The organism is Martinezella sp. CNPSo 3732 (assembly GCF_057784515.1).
Map to the genome: position 1 here is coordinate 113,503 of NZ_JBXSOO010000022.1, position 16,524 is coordinate 130,026.

The window sequence follows — 16,524 nt, forward strand, 5'->3', positions numbered from 1 at the left end:
TTATGACCACCCCAACCGCACACGCTCCCAAGGATGGCGAAACACCCGCCTTCTACCTGACGGAAGAGCATCATCCGGAAGGCAGCACCATGCTGGGCTTCTGGATCTACATCATGAGCGACTGCCTGATCTTCGCAGTCCTCTTCGCCACCTTCGCCGTACTCGGCCACAGCTATGCGGCCGGCCCGTCGCCGGCCGACCTTTTCGAGCTGCCGCTCGTCGCCCTCAACACGGCGATGCTGCTCTTCTCGTCCATCACTTATGGCTTCGCCATGCTGGCGATGGAGAAGGACAACAAGTCGGGCACGCTGATATGGCTGACGATCACCGGCATCTTCGGCGCCCTCTTCATCTTCTTCGAACTTTACGAGTTCTATCACCTGATCCTCGACGGTGCCGGCCCGCAGCGCAGCGCCTTCCTCTCAGCCTTCTTCACGCTGGTCGGCACGCACGGTCTGCACGTCACCACCGGTATCGTCTGGCTGATCACGCTGATGGTGCAGGTTGGCCGCTACGGACTGATCCCGGAAAACAAGCGCCGCCTGATGTGCCTTTCGATGTTCTGGCACTTCCTCGATGTCGTCTGGATCGGCGTGTTTTCCCTCGTCTACCTCATGGGAGTTCTCGGATGAGCTCGAACGCAAACCATTCGCATCATTCCGGCGACGCTCACGGCCATGACCACCATGGCGGCCACGAGGCATCGCACGGCACCTTCAAGAGCTACATGACGGGGTTCATCCTCTCCGTCATCCTGACCGCCATTCCCTTCTGGCTGGTCATGGGCAAGGTCATCTCCGATCCGGCCGTCACCGGGGCGATCGTCATGATCCTCGGCGCGATCCAGATCGTCGTGCACATGATCTACTTCCTGCACATGAACACCCGCTCGGAAGGCGGCTGGAACATGATGGCGCTGATCTTCACCATCGTGATCGTCATCATCGCGCTGTCCGGGTCGCTCTGGGTCATGCATCACCTCAACGCGAACATGATGCCCATGTCGCCTGAGATGATGCGCAACATGCCGTAAATTCGAGCGGCGGGCCTTCAGGCGAAGGCCCGCCCTCTTCCCGGCGCGAAAATTCCGCCGGATGCTGCGCGGTGCGCCCTCAGGACGCCAAGGCTTTTGCATATGGTGCGGATCGGCACCGGAACCTCCTTCTCCCCTCGGGGAGAAGGTGGCCCGAAGGGTCGGATGAGGGGGCTTTCCGGCCTGAATTCATGGATTTTCGTACTCGCGGCAGGCCCCCTCATCCGCCTGACGGCACCTTCTCCCCCGTTGGGGAGAAGGGGTGTGCGGCAGCGACCTGCTTCATATGCGATTGCCCTACCCCCGGAGACCAGCGCCATGACCGACATTTCCTCGAGCACATCTCAGGGCAAGCCGCGCTCGACGCTGAGCCTTATCATCTGGGTATCGCTGCTTCTGCTTCTGACGGCGCTTCTCATCGGGCTCGGCACATGGCAGGTGAAGCGGCTGCATTGGAAGCTGGATCTGATCGCCAGGGTCGATGCGCGCGTGCATGCGCCGGCGGTTCCGGCTCCCGGTCCGGCGCAATGGGCCGATATCACGGCAGAAAACTCGGAATACAAGCGTGTCCGGGCAAGCGGCATTTTCCTCAATGACAGGCAAGCGCAGGTCTACGCCTCGACTGCGCTCGGCGCAGGCTATTGGGTGCTGACGCCGCTGAAGCTTGCAGACGGCACGATCGTCATCGTCAACCGCGGCTTCGTTCCCACAGAGAAGCGCAATCCAGCGACGCGCACCGAAGGCGAAATTGCTGGCGAGACGACCGTGACTGGCCTACTCAGGATCAGTGAGCCCAAAGGCACGCTACTGCGTTCGAACGTGCCGGCGGACGAGCGCTGGTATTCACGCGACGTGGCAGCGATCTCCGAGGCTCGCGGGTTGCAGAACGTGGCGCCCTATTTCATCGATGCCGACGATGCGAAAAATCCCGGTGGATTGCCCGTGGGCGGGCTGACGCAGATTACCTTCCACAACAGCCATCTCGTCTATGCCATCACCTGGTATGGACTGGCTGCCATGACATTGGGGCTGGCCGTCTATCTCGTCTATTTCGAGAGGCAGCGGGCAAAAGCCACCCGTTGAGCACCGGAGCATTTCCGCTGCTCAGCGGAGTGACGGAAACGCTCTGCCCTTCGTTTTCGCGCTGCGCCGGGCGCGAGTATCTCCATATCCATCCGGCATCGCTCTATATTGTCATTTTCGGGAAGCGAAGCTGCCAGCGCCGACCGTCGCTCGTCATTTCGACAATCCCGAACGGCTCCACATCAACAGCCCAGAATGCCGCAGGCGGCGACTGCAGGGCTTGCAGAACGGCAGCGCGAATAACGCTCGCATGGGTGATGACGACGATATGGCCGGCATCCTCGATATGGTTTCCCATCCATTCGCCGACACGCTTCATGACCGAGGACAGGGCTTCCCCGCCATGCGGCGCGACCGACGTATCCGTCATCCAGAGCGCCAGGGAATCCGCGTCCCTTTCATGCAATTCGGCGAGCGATTGCCCGCGCCAGTCGCCATAATCGCATTCGCGCAAGGCGACATCCGGGATGGCATCGAGACCGAGAACCGCGGCGGTCTGGCGCGCACGCAGAGCCGGGCTGGCCCAGACCCGATCGATCGCCCCCAGCCCGAAGGATAAGGATTGAGCCTGCTGAGCCGCCTTCGCCTCCAAGGGCTCGTCATCCGGAAAGCAGCCATTCCGATTGGCTTGCGTCGCCCCATGGCAAATCCAGCTCAAACGCGTTTTCATGAGACTGTCTCAACTCCATCCCCTACCGCGCTCTTGTCGCGATTTCGCATCGCTGTGGCGCTTGATTGACAACCATCTTTACAAATAGATATAAACTTGCACTTGCGGGTGCGGAAGCCGGTGGAATTCCGGCGCGGTCGCGCCACTGTAATCGATGACGGACGCTTCGCCTTCGAGAGCCAGACCCTTCCCGCAAAAACCCTTCCGCAAATGGAACGCGCTTTTCTTCAAGAGGGAAATACAATGTCCGACACGACTTTCGCCCCAACCGCAATTCCGCAGCCGATTCCGCTCGGCCAAATTCTGCCCTGGGCCATTTTTGCCGGCCTGCTGATGCTGCTCGCGATCTATTTCATCGGTGCAGAGGAAGGCGCGACCTCGCTCATCTCGGGCATGTATGTGCACGAATTCGTGCATGACGCCCGTCACCTTCTCGGCTTCCCCTGCCACTAAGGGGTCAAGCACATGGTTGGACGTCTCTTGCTCCGCGGCATGATCGTCGGGGCCCTTGCCGGTATTCTCGTTTTTGCCTTCGCCCATATCTTCGGCGAACCGCTGGTCGACTGGGCCATCGGCTTTGAGGAAAAGGCCGCACAGGCGGCCGGCGAAGCGCCGGAACCGGAAATCGTCAGCCGCGCCACACAGGCGGGCATCGGCCTCTTTACCGGCAGCGTGATCTTCTCGACCGCAATAGGCGGATTGTTCGCGCTGGTCTTTTCCTTTGTCTACGGCCGCGTCAGCCCTCTCGGCGCGCGCGGCACGGCAGCTCTGCTCGCGCTCGCCGCCTTCGTGACGATTTCTCTCGTGCCCGACATCAAGTATCCGGCGAATCCGCCGGCCGTCGGCAATCCCGAGACGATCGGTGCGAGAACGGAACTGTTCTTCATCATGATCGTTGCCTCCGTCGTCGGCATGATGGTCGCCGTGGGCTTCGGTCGCAGGCTGGCGGCGCGATATGGCTCCTGGAACGGTACGATCATCGCCGGAATCGGCTACCTCGTCTTCATCGCGCTGATCCAATATCTGCTTCCCTCGATCAACGAAGTGCCTGAGCAATTCTCCGCCGTCGTGCTCTGGCGCTTCCGCATCACATCGCTCGGCATGCACGCCATTCTCTGGACGACGCTCGGCCTTGTCTTCGGTGCCTGGGCGGAACACCAGCTACCGCAGACACGCTACGGCAATGCGGCTCTGCGCCGGGCCTAGTGTGGTAAATAGATCGCATCCCGCGCATGGCAACATGCGCGGGAGACGCCTGTATCCACTCAGCGTCCTGTTTGCAATCTTCTGTCTCATCGCTGCGGCTTGGCCGGCTTCGGTTGCCGCGCATGGCGGCGGCTCATCCGGCAGCCAGGCCGGCATCTCGATCCCTAGCCTCACCCATGGCGAGATGGCTGTGATCGCCCCCTATTACGGGCGGATCGTCTCGCTTGCCGAGAGCATGTCGGATACCGACGAAACTTTCCGCCGTCTCTTGAACTTTGCGCAGATCCAGCGCGCCTATTGCCTCTGGGGCCTGATGCCGGACAGCGTCAGCGACGAGGAAAGCCCGTTCAACGAATGCTCCCACGCCTATCTCGCCGCAGCGAAGGCGGTGCTGCTGCAGATGCGAGCAATGAAAGTGGAGAAGGCATCGGTCGACGATCTCGTCTCCGATATCGACGCGGCGCTCGTGCGCAACAACCTCTCGCTCGTCTTGTGCAAATTCAGCGGCGAGAACTTCAACACGGCCGATCTCATCCGGCCCCAACTTGCCGACATCGCACTCCATGCGAAAAGCCTTGCTGCGATCTTATCGGCCAGCCTGCTTGTTCTTGCGGGACTCTGGCTGGGAGCGCGCGCGTTACGGCCGCAAGCTCAGCCTTAAGAACCGCTCTGTGTTCATGCAATTCCGGACGGAAAACTGCAACGCATTTTTTTCGGAACTGCGCACAGCAAAACACCGCCGCAAAGTGCGGCGGTGTTTCTGATCTTACCAGTCGCGCCGGCGATCACGCCAGCGGTCGTCGCCCCAACCATCGCGATGATGGCGATGGCCGTGCCAGCCCCATGGCGGCGGCGGTGGCGGCCTGTAGTACCCCCAGCGCCGGGGCGGCGGACCCCAACGATTGGGGCGGCATTCGCCCCAGCGCGTCAGGTGCCAGCCACGACCGCAGGCATAGTCAACTTTTACGATCGGCACTGAGGCCGTTGTCCCAACGGCTGGGATAGGCATTGCCTCTGCCGAAGATACAACCAAGCTGCCGAACAAGGCAGCGATGGCAATCACGGACGATCTCATTTTGATGGCCCTCTATCCAAGTCCCTTACATGCGGGATTTAACCCCCAAAGGTATGAACGCTGGCTGAACCGAAAAAGGCCATTTGACGGCGAAATCAAGATCAGACCAAACGCCTGCCCACAGCCAAAAAAGCATACTTTGGCCGATCTTTGCAGCCAGCCGCAACCTGCTCGCGCGTCACGAGAGTTTCATGAAGGAGGCTTACACCAACGATATCAATTGCCATAAAGGAGTTTGGGATGGTCGACCTCGCTTCAAACACGTCGGAGGGTGGCAATGCCAACCATCCAATTCACGGCGCCGGTGGTTCGGCAAAATGGTTTCTGCCGATCTTCGGTGTCGTTGTGCTGGCCGGTCTCGCCTATGTTGGCTATGCCCTGGGAAGCGACCTTGCCGAAGCCGCCGCTGTTCCGTGGATCCTGCTCGGTCTGGCACTGCTGATCGCGCTCGGCTTCGAATTCGTCAACGGTTTCCACGATACGGCCAATGCTGTGGCAACCGTCATCTATACGCGCTCGCTGCCGGCCGAATTCGCCGTTATCTGGTCGGGCTTTTTCAACTTCCTGGGCGTTCTCACCTCTTCAGGCGCCGTCGCCTTCGGCATCCTGGCGCTGCTGCCCGTCGAGCTCATCCTGCAGGTCGGCTCCGGCTCCGGTCTGGCAATGGTCTTCGCGCTGTTGACGGCCGCCATCATCTGGAACCTCGGCACCTGGTATCTCGGCCTGCCGGCTTCGAGCTCGCATACGCTCGTCGGCTCCATCATCGGCGTCGGTCTCGCCAACCAGTTCCTGGCGCCCGCCGGCTCCGCCACCAGCGGTGTCGACTGGTCGCAGGCGAGCAGCGTCGGCATGTCGCTGCTTCTGTCGCCGATCATCGGCTTTGCCATGGCTGCAATATTGCTGCTGGTCGCCAAGGTGCTGATCCGCAACAAGGAACTCTATGAAGCGCCGAAGGGCAATGCGCCGCCGCCGGCCTGGATCCGCGGCCTGCTGATCTTCACCTGCACCGGTGTCAGCTTCGCCCATGGCTCGAACGACGGCCAGAAGGGCATGGGCCTGATCATGCTCATCCTCATCGGTCTCGTGCCCACAGCCTTCGCGCTGAACAAGACGCCTGACGTCAACTATCTCGAAGCTTACAAAACCGCCTCCACGCAAGTCGAGACGGTGCTCGGCAAATATGTGAAGCCCGGCGTTGCGGCGCCGGCCGATCCGAAGGCCGCGGTCGCCGCCGCCGTCAAGAGCAAGGCCTGGACGGACGCCACGACGCCGGCGCTCCAGGCCTATATTCACGCCACCAGCGCCGAGATATCAGCTTATCCAAGCGTCGAGAAGCTGCCGAACGGGCTCGTCGGCAACGTTCGCAACGACATCTACCTGATCGGTGAATCGCTGAAGCTGATCGACAAGCAGAAACTGCTGCCGATGAGCGCCGACGACTTGAAAGCCGTCACGAACTATCATGCCGCGGTCGATCACGCGACGAAGTTCATCCCGCTCTGGGTGAAGGTTGCCGTCGCCTTGGCACTCGGCCTCGGCACCATGGTCGGCTGGAAGCGCATCGTCGTCACCGTCGGCGAAAAGATCGGCAAGACGCATCTGACCTATGGCCAGGGTGCTGCCGCCGAAGTCGTCGCCATGCTCACCATCGGCGCCGCCGACCATCTCGGCCTGCCGGTCTCGACCACGCACGTCCTGTCCTCCGGCGTCGCCGGCACCATGGCCGCCAACGGTTCCGGCCTTCAATGGTCGACCGTGCGCAACATGCTGATGGCTTGGATCCTGACGCTACCGGCCTCGATCGCGCTTGCCTTCGTGCTGTTCATCGTGCTGCGCCAGGTCTTCTAATCCTCGTCGGTAAAGACGTCGGACAGTCTCGATAAGACAATGGCGCTCCTGAAGGGGCGCCATTTTATTTGCAGCATTCCGCCTGAACTCGCATGGAGCGTCGAAGCCACGCCGTCAGGAGCACATGAGGCGCCTGTTGCGAATTGCTTCAGCCGACGCCTTCCCTCTTGCTGCCATTCGCACCGAGGCCGGAAATCTTGGCAAGTTCCGAACGACGGTGGGCGTAATTCTGCGCAACCATCGGATAGTTGGGAGCAAGTCCCCATTTCTGTCTGTATTCCTCGGGCGTCATGCCATAATGCACGCGCAAATGGCGCTTCAACGTCTTGAAGCGTTTGCCGTCCTCGAGGCAGACGATGTAGTCGTTTGTCACTGATTTCTTCAAATCCACCGCCGGCACCAGATTGCTTCGATCGACGATCGAAGCCGACCCATTCAATGCCTGCAGCGCCTCGTGAATATCCTTGATAAGCTTGGGGAGGCTGTGAACAGGGATGGCATTGTGGCTGACATAGGCCGAAACGATCTTCACGCAGCCATCGAACAAAGCAGGCGTCTTCTGGGGTACGGGGTCTTTTCTCTCGCTGAAAGAATCCATGATCTTTTCCCGGATCTCATTTGGTTCCTCGTGCGCCGCCCCGCTCGAATTGCATTATGCGCGATACCCGCAGCCGGGCAGCGCGCCGTTTCGATTTGCGCCCTGTCCAGGGGCGCGATCCCGGTTGACAACCGGGGCACAATGCGTCCGCATGAAATGCGTGCGCAATCACAGCCGGTAGCTTTTCGCTCCGTATCCCGTATCCGCAGCAGTCTGCGGCAGTTCGTCGGCGGGGTCCGAGAAGTAGACCGCCAGCTTGTTGCAAAGAGTGACGAGCGGCATGCCGAGCATGAACGCCGTATGAGTGGGATCACCGCCGCAATGCTGCAGCGTCTGAAGGATGAGCTTGCGCTCGACATCCTCCATCGTTTGGCCCACAAGGCTGCTGACGGCGGTATCGACCGCTCCCTGGAGCAAACGGCCATCGCCAAGATGGAGGGTAATCTCCTCGATCAATCGATTTTCGCTCGCGGTCACGATGACGACGTCATCAGCATGACCGCCGAGCTCGCATAGGACATAGAGTCCGGTCTCGGCATCTATGCTTACGCGGCCAATCACTTCGGCCGCCTGATCGCAGATTAGGACATGCGGCTCGGCTCCGCCGACGAATGTGGCGGCCAACTCGCCGCTCCCGGAAAAGGCGATGCGAAGCCGGCTCACAAAAGCGCGCAGCAATGTCTTCGCCTTGAGCTCGCTCGTCGCTCGGGCCGCCGAGATCTGATAGGCCGATGTGAAAGCCGGGTGCTTCATCATGACGTCACCTGCAAAGCCCTGATGGCAGGCTTCGGCGAAAGACCGGCAGACATACGCCATGCATAAGGTTTGGAGATCGCGGCCATATCCGGCGGGAAAGCGGCAGGAACAATCATTCCACCCCCCGCAAGACGGCTTTCCGCTTGTAGCGCCGGAGCTGGGCCAAGGAAACCGGCTTCGACAGCAGGAAGCCCTGTACATGCGTTGCGCCCGCTTCCCTCGCCACATCGAGCTGAGAGCTGGTTTCGATACCCTCTACGACGACGAAGGGAGCAAAGCAGGCGGCAAAACCGACGAGATGGGAGAGGCTGTCGCTTCCGTCGCGGCCTCGCCTGTTATCCCACACGAAGGCTGCATCGATCTTGATGATATCGGCTGGTACCTGCAACAGCGACGCTGGCGTGGCGAAGCCGGAGCCGAAATCATCAATGGCAATACGACACCCGAGATCACGGATCATCTTCATGCGCTCGATGGATACGCCAACCACGGGATAACTTTCGGTGACCTCGATGATGAGGCGCGAAGCAAGCTCCGGACGGCGGCTGATTCGGCCGAATATTTCAGCGAACCGATCGGAGTGCGACAGGCTGGCGGCGGAGAGATTGAAACCGAGAACCAGTGCCTCATCCGCAGCCAGATCGGACAGCACCATGTCCAGAATACGCAGATCGAGATCGAACCAGCGATCCTGCCGCTCGAGCAGCGAGACGAAGGTGCCGGCCGTGTGCACGGTTCCGTCCGAGTCCGTTACGCGCGCCAGGCTTTCCGCGTAGAACACCTTACCGACATTTGCGGCATCATGAATCCATTGTGCCGCAAAACCCAGGCCCCCTTCGGCGATCGCCTTCAAGATCAGGGCTCCATGCCCCTCCTCCTCGCGGCTTGCACTACCGTTCATCGGACTTCCCTTTCGGGGCGACGCGGCGATCGAGGAACATCCAGGAGCAGGAAGCAGCGGGTGATGAACGGCGCGCCTCCCGCCGAAACATCGGATTCCGGTGTCTATAATCCGCCTCTTCCATCTTCCAGACACCCTCAAACCTCAATCATTGAGGCCCCCTTCATCGAGCTGGAAATATTGCGCCGAAGACCGTAGTCAACCCGGCACGGACATGCCTACGAGATAGTTATTTAATAATTGCTAATACACTAATTAATTAGCGCTGCAAAAGTCAATCTCCGCGTAGCCTTCTCCCATACAACTAAATTAAAATATCAATACTCTTCAACAATTATTCACCACTTGTCGCCTGGGACCACCAGCCGCTTTGCCGCGCCGCCTGCAGGGCCAGATCCAGAAGCGGCAGATCCTGGTGCCACAATCTTTCCCACTCCAGACTCATGATGCCGGCGTAACCATCGGTATCGAGCGCTGACCGCAACGCCGGCATCGGGAACTCGCCGGTACCGGGCAGCACGTAACTATAGGGCAGTCTCGGCCCCGGCCTAGAAACACTGTCCTTGATGTGGAGATGTCGAGTGTTGCGCCGAACCTGCTTCCAGGTTTCGACGGGATCTTGCCCGCCCTTGCGCCAGGTATGATGTGTGTCCCAAATAAGAGCGCAATCGGGCGCTATTTCAAGGAAGCGCGGAATAGCGTCCGGCAACGCAAGGAAATCATGTGTCTCGACGACCATAGCCGCACGAAAGCCTTCACGCTCCGCAGTCTCACGCCACCATTGCAGCGTCGCCAGCGCCTCGGCCAGTTCGCCCCTGTCGGCGGTTTCGCCGCCGTCGAAAACCCGGAGCGAAAGAACGCCGGCGGCCTCAGCCCATGGAAGATAACGCAGGAACTCTTCCTTTGCCTGGGCTGTCGCGCCGACAAGACGCAGCGAAGTATTGAAGGCACAGACGCTTACGGGAGAGGCCTGCAGCACTTTGGCCAGACCGGCCGGAGAACCGAACCTTTCGGTGAAATAGGCAACCAGATCGACAGTGCCGCCAAGGGCGCGGATTTCGATGGCGTCGATGCCATGCTTGGTCGCCAATCCAAGCGCTTCACTCAATTCGAATTCCGCACATCCCAGCGTGGAAAATGCCGACCTCGTCTGCGAGCTGTCACTATCAACTGCAATCACCAGAGCCTCCTCCGCCCGGTTGCCGCTCACTCGACGTAGGGATGGGTATGCTCCACCCTTCCGCGGTCTGAGGCTCGACATAAGTAACCAAATAGATAATTAAGGAGCCGACTTCGGCCGTCAAGCTCCGATCACAATCCACCCGGTAGGGAAGCTTATCACCGATCAATGGCGTGGCGGCGGATATTCAGAATATGAAAAATGGATATCCTCACCAGACGATCGGATGGGTTTCCCCGGTCGCGACATTGACGAAGCCTTCCGGCGCCCGTTCGGAGGGCGCAACCAGAACCCAGCGCCAGGGCGCGCAAGTGAGCGTCGCGAAGGAAAGCCGTTCGGGAAAGCCCGGCCACCAGCGCGGCGAGAAGGTCGGCTCATACATCCAGTCGATCTCGGCGCCAGCCTTATAGAGCGCCTGCATCTCCGCATCCAGCTCTTCGGCCGAACGCGCCGTCATCAAGCCGCCGACTTCATAGCGGACGCGGGCGAGGACCTTGCCGCCCGAAACCAGCACCCAGCCGCCCTGCTGCTCCTTCAGCGCATTGGCAACCATGGCCATGGCTTCGTCGGAGGAGCCGACAACCCAGATATTGTGCTTATCGTGACCGAGTGTAGCGCCAAGTGCCGTATCCGGCGTGCGTGGCCCAGTTCCCAGCCAGAACATGCGCGCGACCTTGGCCTCGCCGGAAAAACGGTCGACGATCGCGAATTTCGTGACGTTGCGATCATGGTCGCGCTCAACGGCACCATTGCGGACCGGCAGATCCATGGTGATGAAATCATCGGCCCAGTGGAACGGCCGCAGCAGCGCAGCCTTGGCCGTGGCCGTGTCCGACGGGGCGGCAATGCGAAAATCCTCCGCCATGACGATCCGATCGATGCGGACCGTCCGTGTTGCCCATGCCGGCCAGTCAATCTCTGGGCGAACGCCGATGAAGACCTTGCCTTCTGCTGCCGGCTTGCCATCGGCCCAGACCTTGGCGATCGACAGCGTTTTGACGTCATCCAGCAGCACGATATCAGCAAAGCGGCCAGGCGCAATCGAGCCGACCCATGGTGTCAGCCGCATGTGGCGGGCGGGATTGATCGTCACACATTGAATAGCGATTTCGGGTGCCAATCCATTCTCGATCGCAAGGCGAACATTATGATCCGTCGCGCCGATCTTCAGCGTATCGCTGGCGCTGCGATCATCGGTAACGAAGGCGATCTGCGACCAGTCGGATAGGCCTTTCTCGATCAGCCCCTTGATGACCTCGGGCAGGGAATGAGGCCGAAGCTCGATGAACAGGCCATGCGTCAGCTTCTCCCAGATCTCGTCGAGGAACCAGCCCTCGTGATCTGAGGCAAGGCCGGCGCCGGCAAAGGCATTGATCGACGGCAGATCACGCAGGCCGGCGCCATGGCCTTCGACCACCCCGCGCTGCTCGAACGTCGCGCGAATCATGCCCCATAGGCGATCGTAAGCCGGATTTTCGGGATTGCTGACCGAAGGCCAGTCCATGACCTCGTCAAGGCCGGCCACCATCAGGCTTTCATTCAGAAACGACTTCTGCTCGTCATAGCCGAAATGACCGCCGCCCCATTCATAAGCCGTCGGCGGCACGGCCGATCCCGGCAGGGGAAATATCTTCATCGGCGAACCGCGGCGACGCGCTTCCAGCCAGAATTCCAGATTACGGGCACCATTCACATTGGAAAACTCGTGGCTCGCCTCGCAAGTCCAGGTGACACCATGCGGCATGACCAGAGCCGCTTCCCATTCCGGCGTCAGATGCGAGCTTTCGATATGCTTGTGTGCCTCGCCGAAACTGGGAACGGCTGCGAGATGCGGCTCGTGCACACGCTCGCTCACCTCGCCCTGATAACTGCCGGCCGGACCGACATAGGCGATGCGCCGACCTTTGATGACGATTTCCTGATCGTCCAGCCAGGTGCGGCTATGCACATCCAAAAGCCTGCCGACGCGCAGCAGCCGATCTGCGGGCCGACGGCCGAGCGCGGTCAGCGTCAGATCCTGACGGATCAGTACCTCGTCCGCCGCGTTGATGAGCAGATCGTCGGGAAGATTTGTGTTTGGGGATGTCATGAGAAGCATGCCTGCAGGATATTCGGTCAAGTGAGGGTAGAGATGACCGATCCGCCTGTAAAGCTGCCCGGCCACCGGCCGAATAATCGCGTGTAAAGTGAAGGCATTGCTGCGGCGCTCATTCTCCCGAATGAGGAGAAGAGTTCGCGGATTTCAACGATGTGCAATGGCCAGACGTCGCAGCGTGACGCAACATATTCATCCCACCAAAGGCAAAAACCACCACCCTGCCCATTTGTTGGGCTTGTAAAGCCGGTGCTCGAAAAATAGTATCCTGCAAGCTTGAAACATATCCCAGATTTCATTGACCAAAAGGATTTCGAGAATGAACGGCCTCACCCTTGCCCGTGTTGCGGGATTTGCTTTCCTTGCCGCGGCAACCGCCATGCCGGCCTTCGCTCAGGCAAAGACGCTAACCGTTTCCTGGTGGGGTTATAATGGCGAGAAGATGCAGGCCAACATCATCGAGCCCTTCAAGAAGATCTGCGGCTGCGACGTGGTCTTCGAAACCGGCAACAATGCCGATCGTCTCAACAAGCTGAAGCTGCGCGGGGGTAAGGGCGTCGACGTCATCTATCTCACGGACAGCTATTCGCAGCTCGGCATCCAGCAGGGTCTCTTCCAGGAAATCGACCGCAGCAAGATCTCCAACCTTGCCGATCTCTACGATATCGCCAAGGCGCCGCAAGGCAATTACGGCCCCGCCTACACGATCGGCCGCATCGGTATCGTCTATGATACGGCGAAGGTGAACCCGCCGATTACCTCGTGGAACGATCTTTGGCGTGATGACCTGAAGGGCGCCGTTTCGCTTCCGGGCATCACCACGACGGGTGGGCCGCTGACGGTGCTCCAAGCCGGCAAGCATGCCGGCGTCGATCCCTATGCCGATGCCGACAAGGCGTTTGAGGCCATCGAGGCGCTGAAGCCGAATGTCGTCAAGAATTACAATACCGGCTCCGAGCTGGTAAACCTGATCTCGACGGGCGAGGCCAAGGTGGCGATGACGCAGGATTTTGTCCTGTCATCGCTGCGCGCTGCCGTCCCGACGATGGCCTGGGCTAACCTGAAAGAGGGCGATATCGCCGTCCTCAACACTGTCAATATTCCGAAGGGCTCGGAAAACGTCGAGCTTGCGCACCAGTTCATCAACTTCGTCCTGTCGAAGGACGTGCAGCAGGCGGAAGCCGAACAGGGTGTCGATGCCCCGGTCTCGACCAAGGTGGTGCTGCCACCGGAAAAGGCCAAGCTCTGGACCTACGGCGCCGAGATGATCGCCAAGCTCAGCCGCATCGACTATCAGAAGCTGATCGAGGCGCAGCCGGACTGGGTCGATCGCTGGAACGAGATCTTCGGCATGTAACAAGGCACGCCGCACACTCATGCGGCGTCCTCACGGAATTTGGTTGATGAAGCATTTGATGAAATGGGGTTTGGCGACGCCGGCGATCCTCGCCGTAACGCTCTTCCTGCTCGTTCCCGTCGTCATTACGATCGCGGCGACCTTTGGCGAACCCAAGGGGGTTTTCTCCGCCTATGTCGCCTTCTTTTCCAGCGGCTTTCGCCGCACGGTGCTCTTCAGGACGATCGAGGTGGCGCTGATCACGACGGCGATCTCGCTGTTTATCGGCTTCATCGCCGCCTATCTGATCGCGCAGATGCCGGGCCGCGCCAAGAGCGTGATGATCATCGCCGCCGTCTTTCCGCTGCTGACCGGCGTCGTCGTGCGCTCCTTCGCCTGGCTGATCATTCTCGGCAAGAACGGCATTCTCAACACCATCCTGCTATCGATCGGCGTCATCGGCGAGCCACTCTCGATGCTCTACACCGAGGGCTCGGTGATCGTCGCGATGGTCTATCTCTTCGTGCCCTTGATGATTCTGACCCTCGTCGGCGTGCTTGAAGGCATACCGCAGGATCTCATTCAGGCCGCTACTTCGCTCGGCGCAACCCCGGCCGCGACCTTTCGCCAGGTCATCCTGCCGCTTGCCACGCCCGGCCTTATCGTCGGCGCGGTGCTGGTCTTTACCGGCAGCTTCACCTCTTACGCCACGCCGCAGCTGCTCGGCGGCGAAAAGCAGATGATGATGGGCACCTTTCTCTATCAGCGCGCCATGGTCACCTTCGACTGGGTCGGCGCCTCGACGATTGCGGCCATCATGGTCGTCGTCACGATCGGTATTGTCACGATCATGAGCCGTCTCGCGCGACAGCTGAACCCGATGGCGGTGTGATCATGACACGAACGGTCCATCCCGCGCTCATCGCTTTCACTGCCCTTGTCTTCCTCTTCCTGCTGGCGCCGCTCGTCATTATCGTCGGCGCCGCCTTCAGCGACACGACCTATCTCACCTTCCCGCCGCAAGGCCTGACTCTGCATTGGTTCTCGAACATCTTTCAGATCGAAGCCTTCCGCAGGACAGCGGTTACCAGCCTGGAGCTCGCCTTCCTTGGCACGGCGCTTTCGCTGGTCATCGGCATTCCCGCCGCCTACGCCATCAGCCGCTACAGGGTCGAGCTGCCGCGCTGGCTTTCGACGCTCTTCGTCCTGCCGATCCTCGTTCCGGAAATCGTCTTCGGCTTTTCGCTGATGAAATCGATCACCATCGGGCTCGGGCTGCCGATCTTTCCGAGCCTCCTGATCGGCCATGCGTTGCTGGTGCTGCCCTATTCGGTGCGCGTCGTCAGCGCCAGTCTCGCAAGTTTCGATTTCTCGATCGAGGAAGCTGCCATCAGCCTCGGCTGCCCGCCCCTGAAGACCTTCATGACGGTGGTGCTGCCAAATATCCGCGCCGGCGTCATCGCGGCCTTCATCCTTGCCTTCATCACGTCGATCAACGATGTCTCGGTCTCGGTCTTCCTGACGGGCCCGGGCATCTCCACCCTTCCCATCCAGATTCTCGCCCACATGGAGCAGTTCTTCGACCCGACCATCGCCTCGGTTTCCGTGCTGCTGATGCTCGTCACTGTCGCCGTCATGGCGATCGTCGAAGCCACCCTGGGCCTCACCTTCCTGACAAAGTAGCCGCTCGTGACCGTATCGCTTTCCATCAACTCCATCAGCGCTCATTACGGCAAGACCGCCGTCCTGCAGGATCTTTCACTTTCCATCGCGGCTGGCGAGCTCGTCTCTCTGCTCGGCTCGAGCGGCTGCGGCAAGACGACGACGTTGCGGCTCGTCGCCGGCTTCCTGCAGCCGACGAGCGGCACGATCAAGCTTGGCGAGCGCGACCTGACGACGCTGCCGGCGCATGCCAGAGATATCGGCCTGGTGTTCCAGAACTACGCGCTGTTTCCGCATCTGACGGTGCTCGAGAACGTCGCCTTCGGCCTGAAACAGCGCCGCATGCCGACACAGGAACGCCGGCGGAAGGCAGCGGCCATGCTGGAGCGTGTCGGTCTTTCCGGCCTCGGTGACCGCCTGCCCGGCGCCCTCTCCGGTGGCCAAAAGCAACGTGTCGCGCTCGCCCGCGCCCTCGTCATCGAGCCGCCGCTCCTCATGTTCGACGAGCCGCTCTCCAATCTCGATGCCAAGCTCCGGGTCGACATGCGCGTCGAAATCCGCCAGCTTCAGCGCGCCAACGGCACGACCTCGCTCTACGTCACGCACGATCAGGAAGAAGCCTTCTCGATCTCCGATCGCGTCGCCATCATGAATGCCGGCCGCATCATGCAGCTCGACACGCCCGAGACCCTCTACCGCAAGCCCGCCAACAGCTTCGTCGCCCGCTTCGTCGGCTTCGAAAACCTGCTGCCGCTGCAGGTTGTTGAGCGCCAAGGTGCCTCCGTTACAGCCGAGGTCACAGGCGGCGCAAGGATCATTCTGTCGCAGGAAGATTTCGGACCGATTCCGAATAGCTTCATTCTTGGCTGCCGTGCGGATGGTCTTTCGGTTCGGGGGGAAGGTGATGGGTTGCCGGCGGTTCTGGGAACCCGTACCTATCTGGGCCGTGCGTATCAGTATCAATGCGAGACGGCGGCCGGCGCTATTGTCGCCAATGGCGCCTTGTCGGAGCCGATGGCTGGCGGAAGCAGCGCGGTGCTGGTGCCGGTGCCGGAGCAATGCTGTATTCTGAAGCCTGAAG

General features: G+C 60.5%; 18 protein-coding genes. 11 read left to right on the top strand and 7 right to left on the bottom strand.

Going from position 1 to position 16,524, the window contains the following annotated elements:
• Positions 1-2 precede the first annotated feature (2 nt).
• The 3 genes from cyoC to AC13RM_RS27120 all read left to right on the top strand — a co-directional run bounded on the left by cyoC (position 3) and on the right by AC13RM_RS27120 (position 2,116).
• Positions 3-632, top strand: a complete 630-nt coding sequence (cyoC, locus tag AC13RM_RS27110) for a cytochrome o ubiquinol oxidase subunit III (protein ID WP_113233647.1) — start codon at positions 3-5, stop codon at positions 630-632.
• Positions 629-1,033, top strand: coding sequence for a cytochrome o ubiquinol oxidase subunit IV (gene cyoD, locus AC13RM_RS27115; RefSeq protein ID WP_112338512.1), 405 nt, complete (start codon positions 629-631; stop codon positions 1,031-1,033). The genes cyoC and cyoD overlap by 4 nt, the downstream gene beginning before the upstream one ends.
• A gap of 318 nt (positions 1,034-1,351) precedes the next feature.
• Positions 1,352-2,116 carry an SURF1 family protein gene (locus AC13RM_RS27120; RefSeq protein ID WP_488555882.1) on the top strand — a complete coding sequence of 255 codons (765 nt, stop codon included), beginning with the start codon at positions 1,352-1,354 and terminating at the stop codon, positions 2,114-2,116.
• 103 nt (positions 2,117-2,219) lie between these two features.
• Here AC13RM_RS27120 and AC13RM_RS27125 read toward each other — a convergent pair whose 3' ends face one another.
• On the bottom strand, positions 2,220-2,786 hold the full coding sequence (locus AC13RM_RS27125) for a histidine phosphatase family protein (protein ID WP_113233644.1): 567 nt from the start codon (positions 2,784-2,786) through the stop codon (positions 2,220-2,222).
• Between the two features lie 243 nt (positions 2,787-3,029).
• Here AC13RM_RS27125 and AC13RM_RS27130 point away from each other — a divergent pair, with 243 nt between their 5' ends.
• The 3 genes from AC13RM_RS27130 to AC13RM_RS27140 are packed head-to-tail and all read left to right on the top strand — an operon-like array spanning position 3,030 to position 4,653.
• Positions 3,030-3,239 (top strand): CbtB domain-containing protein, encoded by a 210-nt coding sequence (locus tag AC13RM_RS27130; RefSeq protein ID WP_112512365.1) that lies wholly within the window; start codon positions 3,030-3,032, stop codon positions 3,237-3,239.
• A gap of 12 nt (positions 3,240-3,251) precedes the next feature.
• On the top strand, positions 3,252-3,992 hold the full coding sequence (locus AC13RM_RS27135; protein ID WP_374823497.1) for a CbtA family protein: 741 nt from the start codon (positions 3,252-3,254) through the stop codon (positions 3,990-3,992).
• A gap of 34 nt (positions 3,993-4,026) precedes the next feature.
• Positions 4,027-4,653, top strand: a complete 627-nt coding sequence (locus AC13RM_RS27140; RefSeq protein WP_374823494.1) for a hypothetical protein — start codon at positions 4,027-4,029, stop codon at positions 4,651-4,653.
• A gap of 105 nt (positions 4,654-4,758) precedes the next feature.
• Here the strand turns inward: AC13RM_RS27140 and AC13RM_RS27145 are convergent, their stop codons facing one another.
• On the bottom strand, positions 4,759-5,067 hold the full coding sequence (locus AC13RM_RS27145) for a GCG_CRPN prefix-to-repeats domain-containing protein (RefSeq protein WP_113233641.1): 309 nt from the start codon (positions 5,065-5,067) through the stop codon (positions 4,759-4,761).
• Positions 5,068-5,307: 240 nt separating this feature from the next.
• Here AC13RM_RS27145 and AC13RM_RS27150 point away from each other — a divergent pair, with 240 nt between their 5' ends.
• Positions 5,308-6,915, top strand: coding sequence for an inorganic phosphate transporter (locus AC13RM_RS27150; protein ID WP_374823491.1), 1,608 nt, complete (start codon positions 5,308-5,310; stop codon positions 6,913-6,915).
• Positions 6,916-7,063: 148 nt separating this feature from the next.
• Here the strand turns inward: AC13RM_RS27150 and AC13RM_RS27155 are convergent, their stop codons facing one another.
• From AC13RM_RS27155 to AC13RM_RS27175, 5 genes are all read right to left on the bottom strand, one after another.
• Positions 7,064-7,513 carry a Ros/MucR family transcriptional regulator gene (locus AC13RM_RS27155; protein WP_113233639.1) on the bottom strand — a complete coding sequence of 150 codons (450 nt, stop codon included), beginning with the start codon at positions 7,511-7,513 and terminating at the stop codon, positions 7,064-7,066.
• A gap of 168 nt (positions 7,514-7,681) precedes the next feature.
• Complete coding sequence (locus tag AC13RM_RS27160) at positions 7,682-8,269, bottom strand: helix-turn-helix domain-containing protein (protein ID WP_374823488.1); 588 nt, start codon at positions 8,267-8,269, stop codon at positions 7,682-7,684.
• Positions 8,270-8,381: 112 nt separating this feature from the next.
• Complete coding sequence (locus AC13RM_RS27165; RefSeq protein ID WP_374823485.1) at positions 8,382-9,170, bottom strand: EAL domain-containing protein; 789 nt, start codon at positions 9,168-9,170, stop codon at positions 8,382-8,384.
• Positions 9,171-9,504: 334 nt separating this feature from the next.
• On the bottom strand, positions 9,505-10,350 hold the full coding sequence (locus tag AC13RM_RS27170; RefSeq protein WP_285175718.1) for a sugar phosphate isomerase/epimerase family protein: 846 nt from the start codon (positions 10,348-10,350) through the stop codon (positions 9,505-9,507).
• 211 nt (positions 10,351-10,561) lie between these two features.
• A complete protein-coding gene (locus AC13RM_RS27175; protein WP_374823481.1) occupies positions 10,562-12,439 on the bottom strand; it encodes an adenine deaminase in 1,878 nt (625 codons plus the stop codon).
• 325 nt (positions 12,440-12,764) lie between these two features.
• Between AC13RM_RS27175 and AC13RM_RS27180 the strand changes: the two genes are divergently transcribed.
• From AC13RM_RS27180 to AC13RM_RS27195, 4 genes are all read left to right on the top strand, one after another.
• Positions 12,765-13,802, top strand: coding sequence for an ABC transporter substrate-binding protein (locus AC13RM_RS27180; RefSeq protein ID WP_374823478.1), 1,038 nt, complete (start codon positions 12,765-12,767; stop codon positions 13,800-13,802).
• Between the two features lie 46 nt (positions 13,803-13,848).
• Positions 13,849-14,673 carry an ABC transporter permease gene (locus AC13RM_RS27185; RefSeq protein ID WP_374823475.1) on the top strand — a complete coding sequence of 275 codons (825 nt, stop codon included), beginning with the start codon at positions 13,849-13,851 and terminating at the stop codon, positions 14,671-14,673.
• Entirely contained in the window at positions 14,673-15,464 is a 792-nt protein-coding gene (locus AC13RM_RS27190; RefSeq protein WP_374823614.1) for an ABC transporter permease, read from the top strand. The genes AC13RM_RS27185 and AC13RM_RS27190 overlap by 1 nt, the downstream gene beginning before the upstream one ends.
• A 6-nt stretch (positions 15,465-15,470) precedes the next feature.
• Positions 15,471-16,524, top strand: a 1,054-nt coding sequence (locus AC13RM_RS27195) for an ABC transporter ATP-binding protein (protein ID WP_488555883.1), incomplete at its 3' end; no start/stop codon positions are given.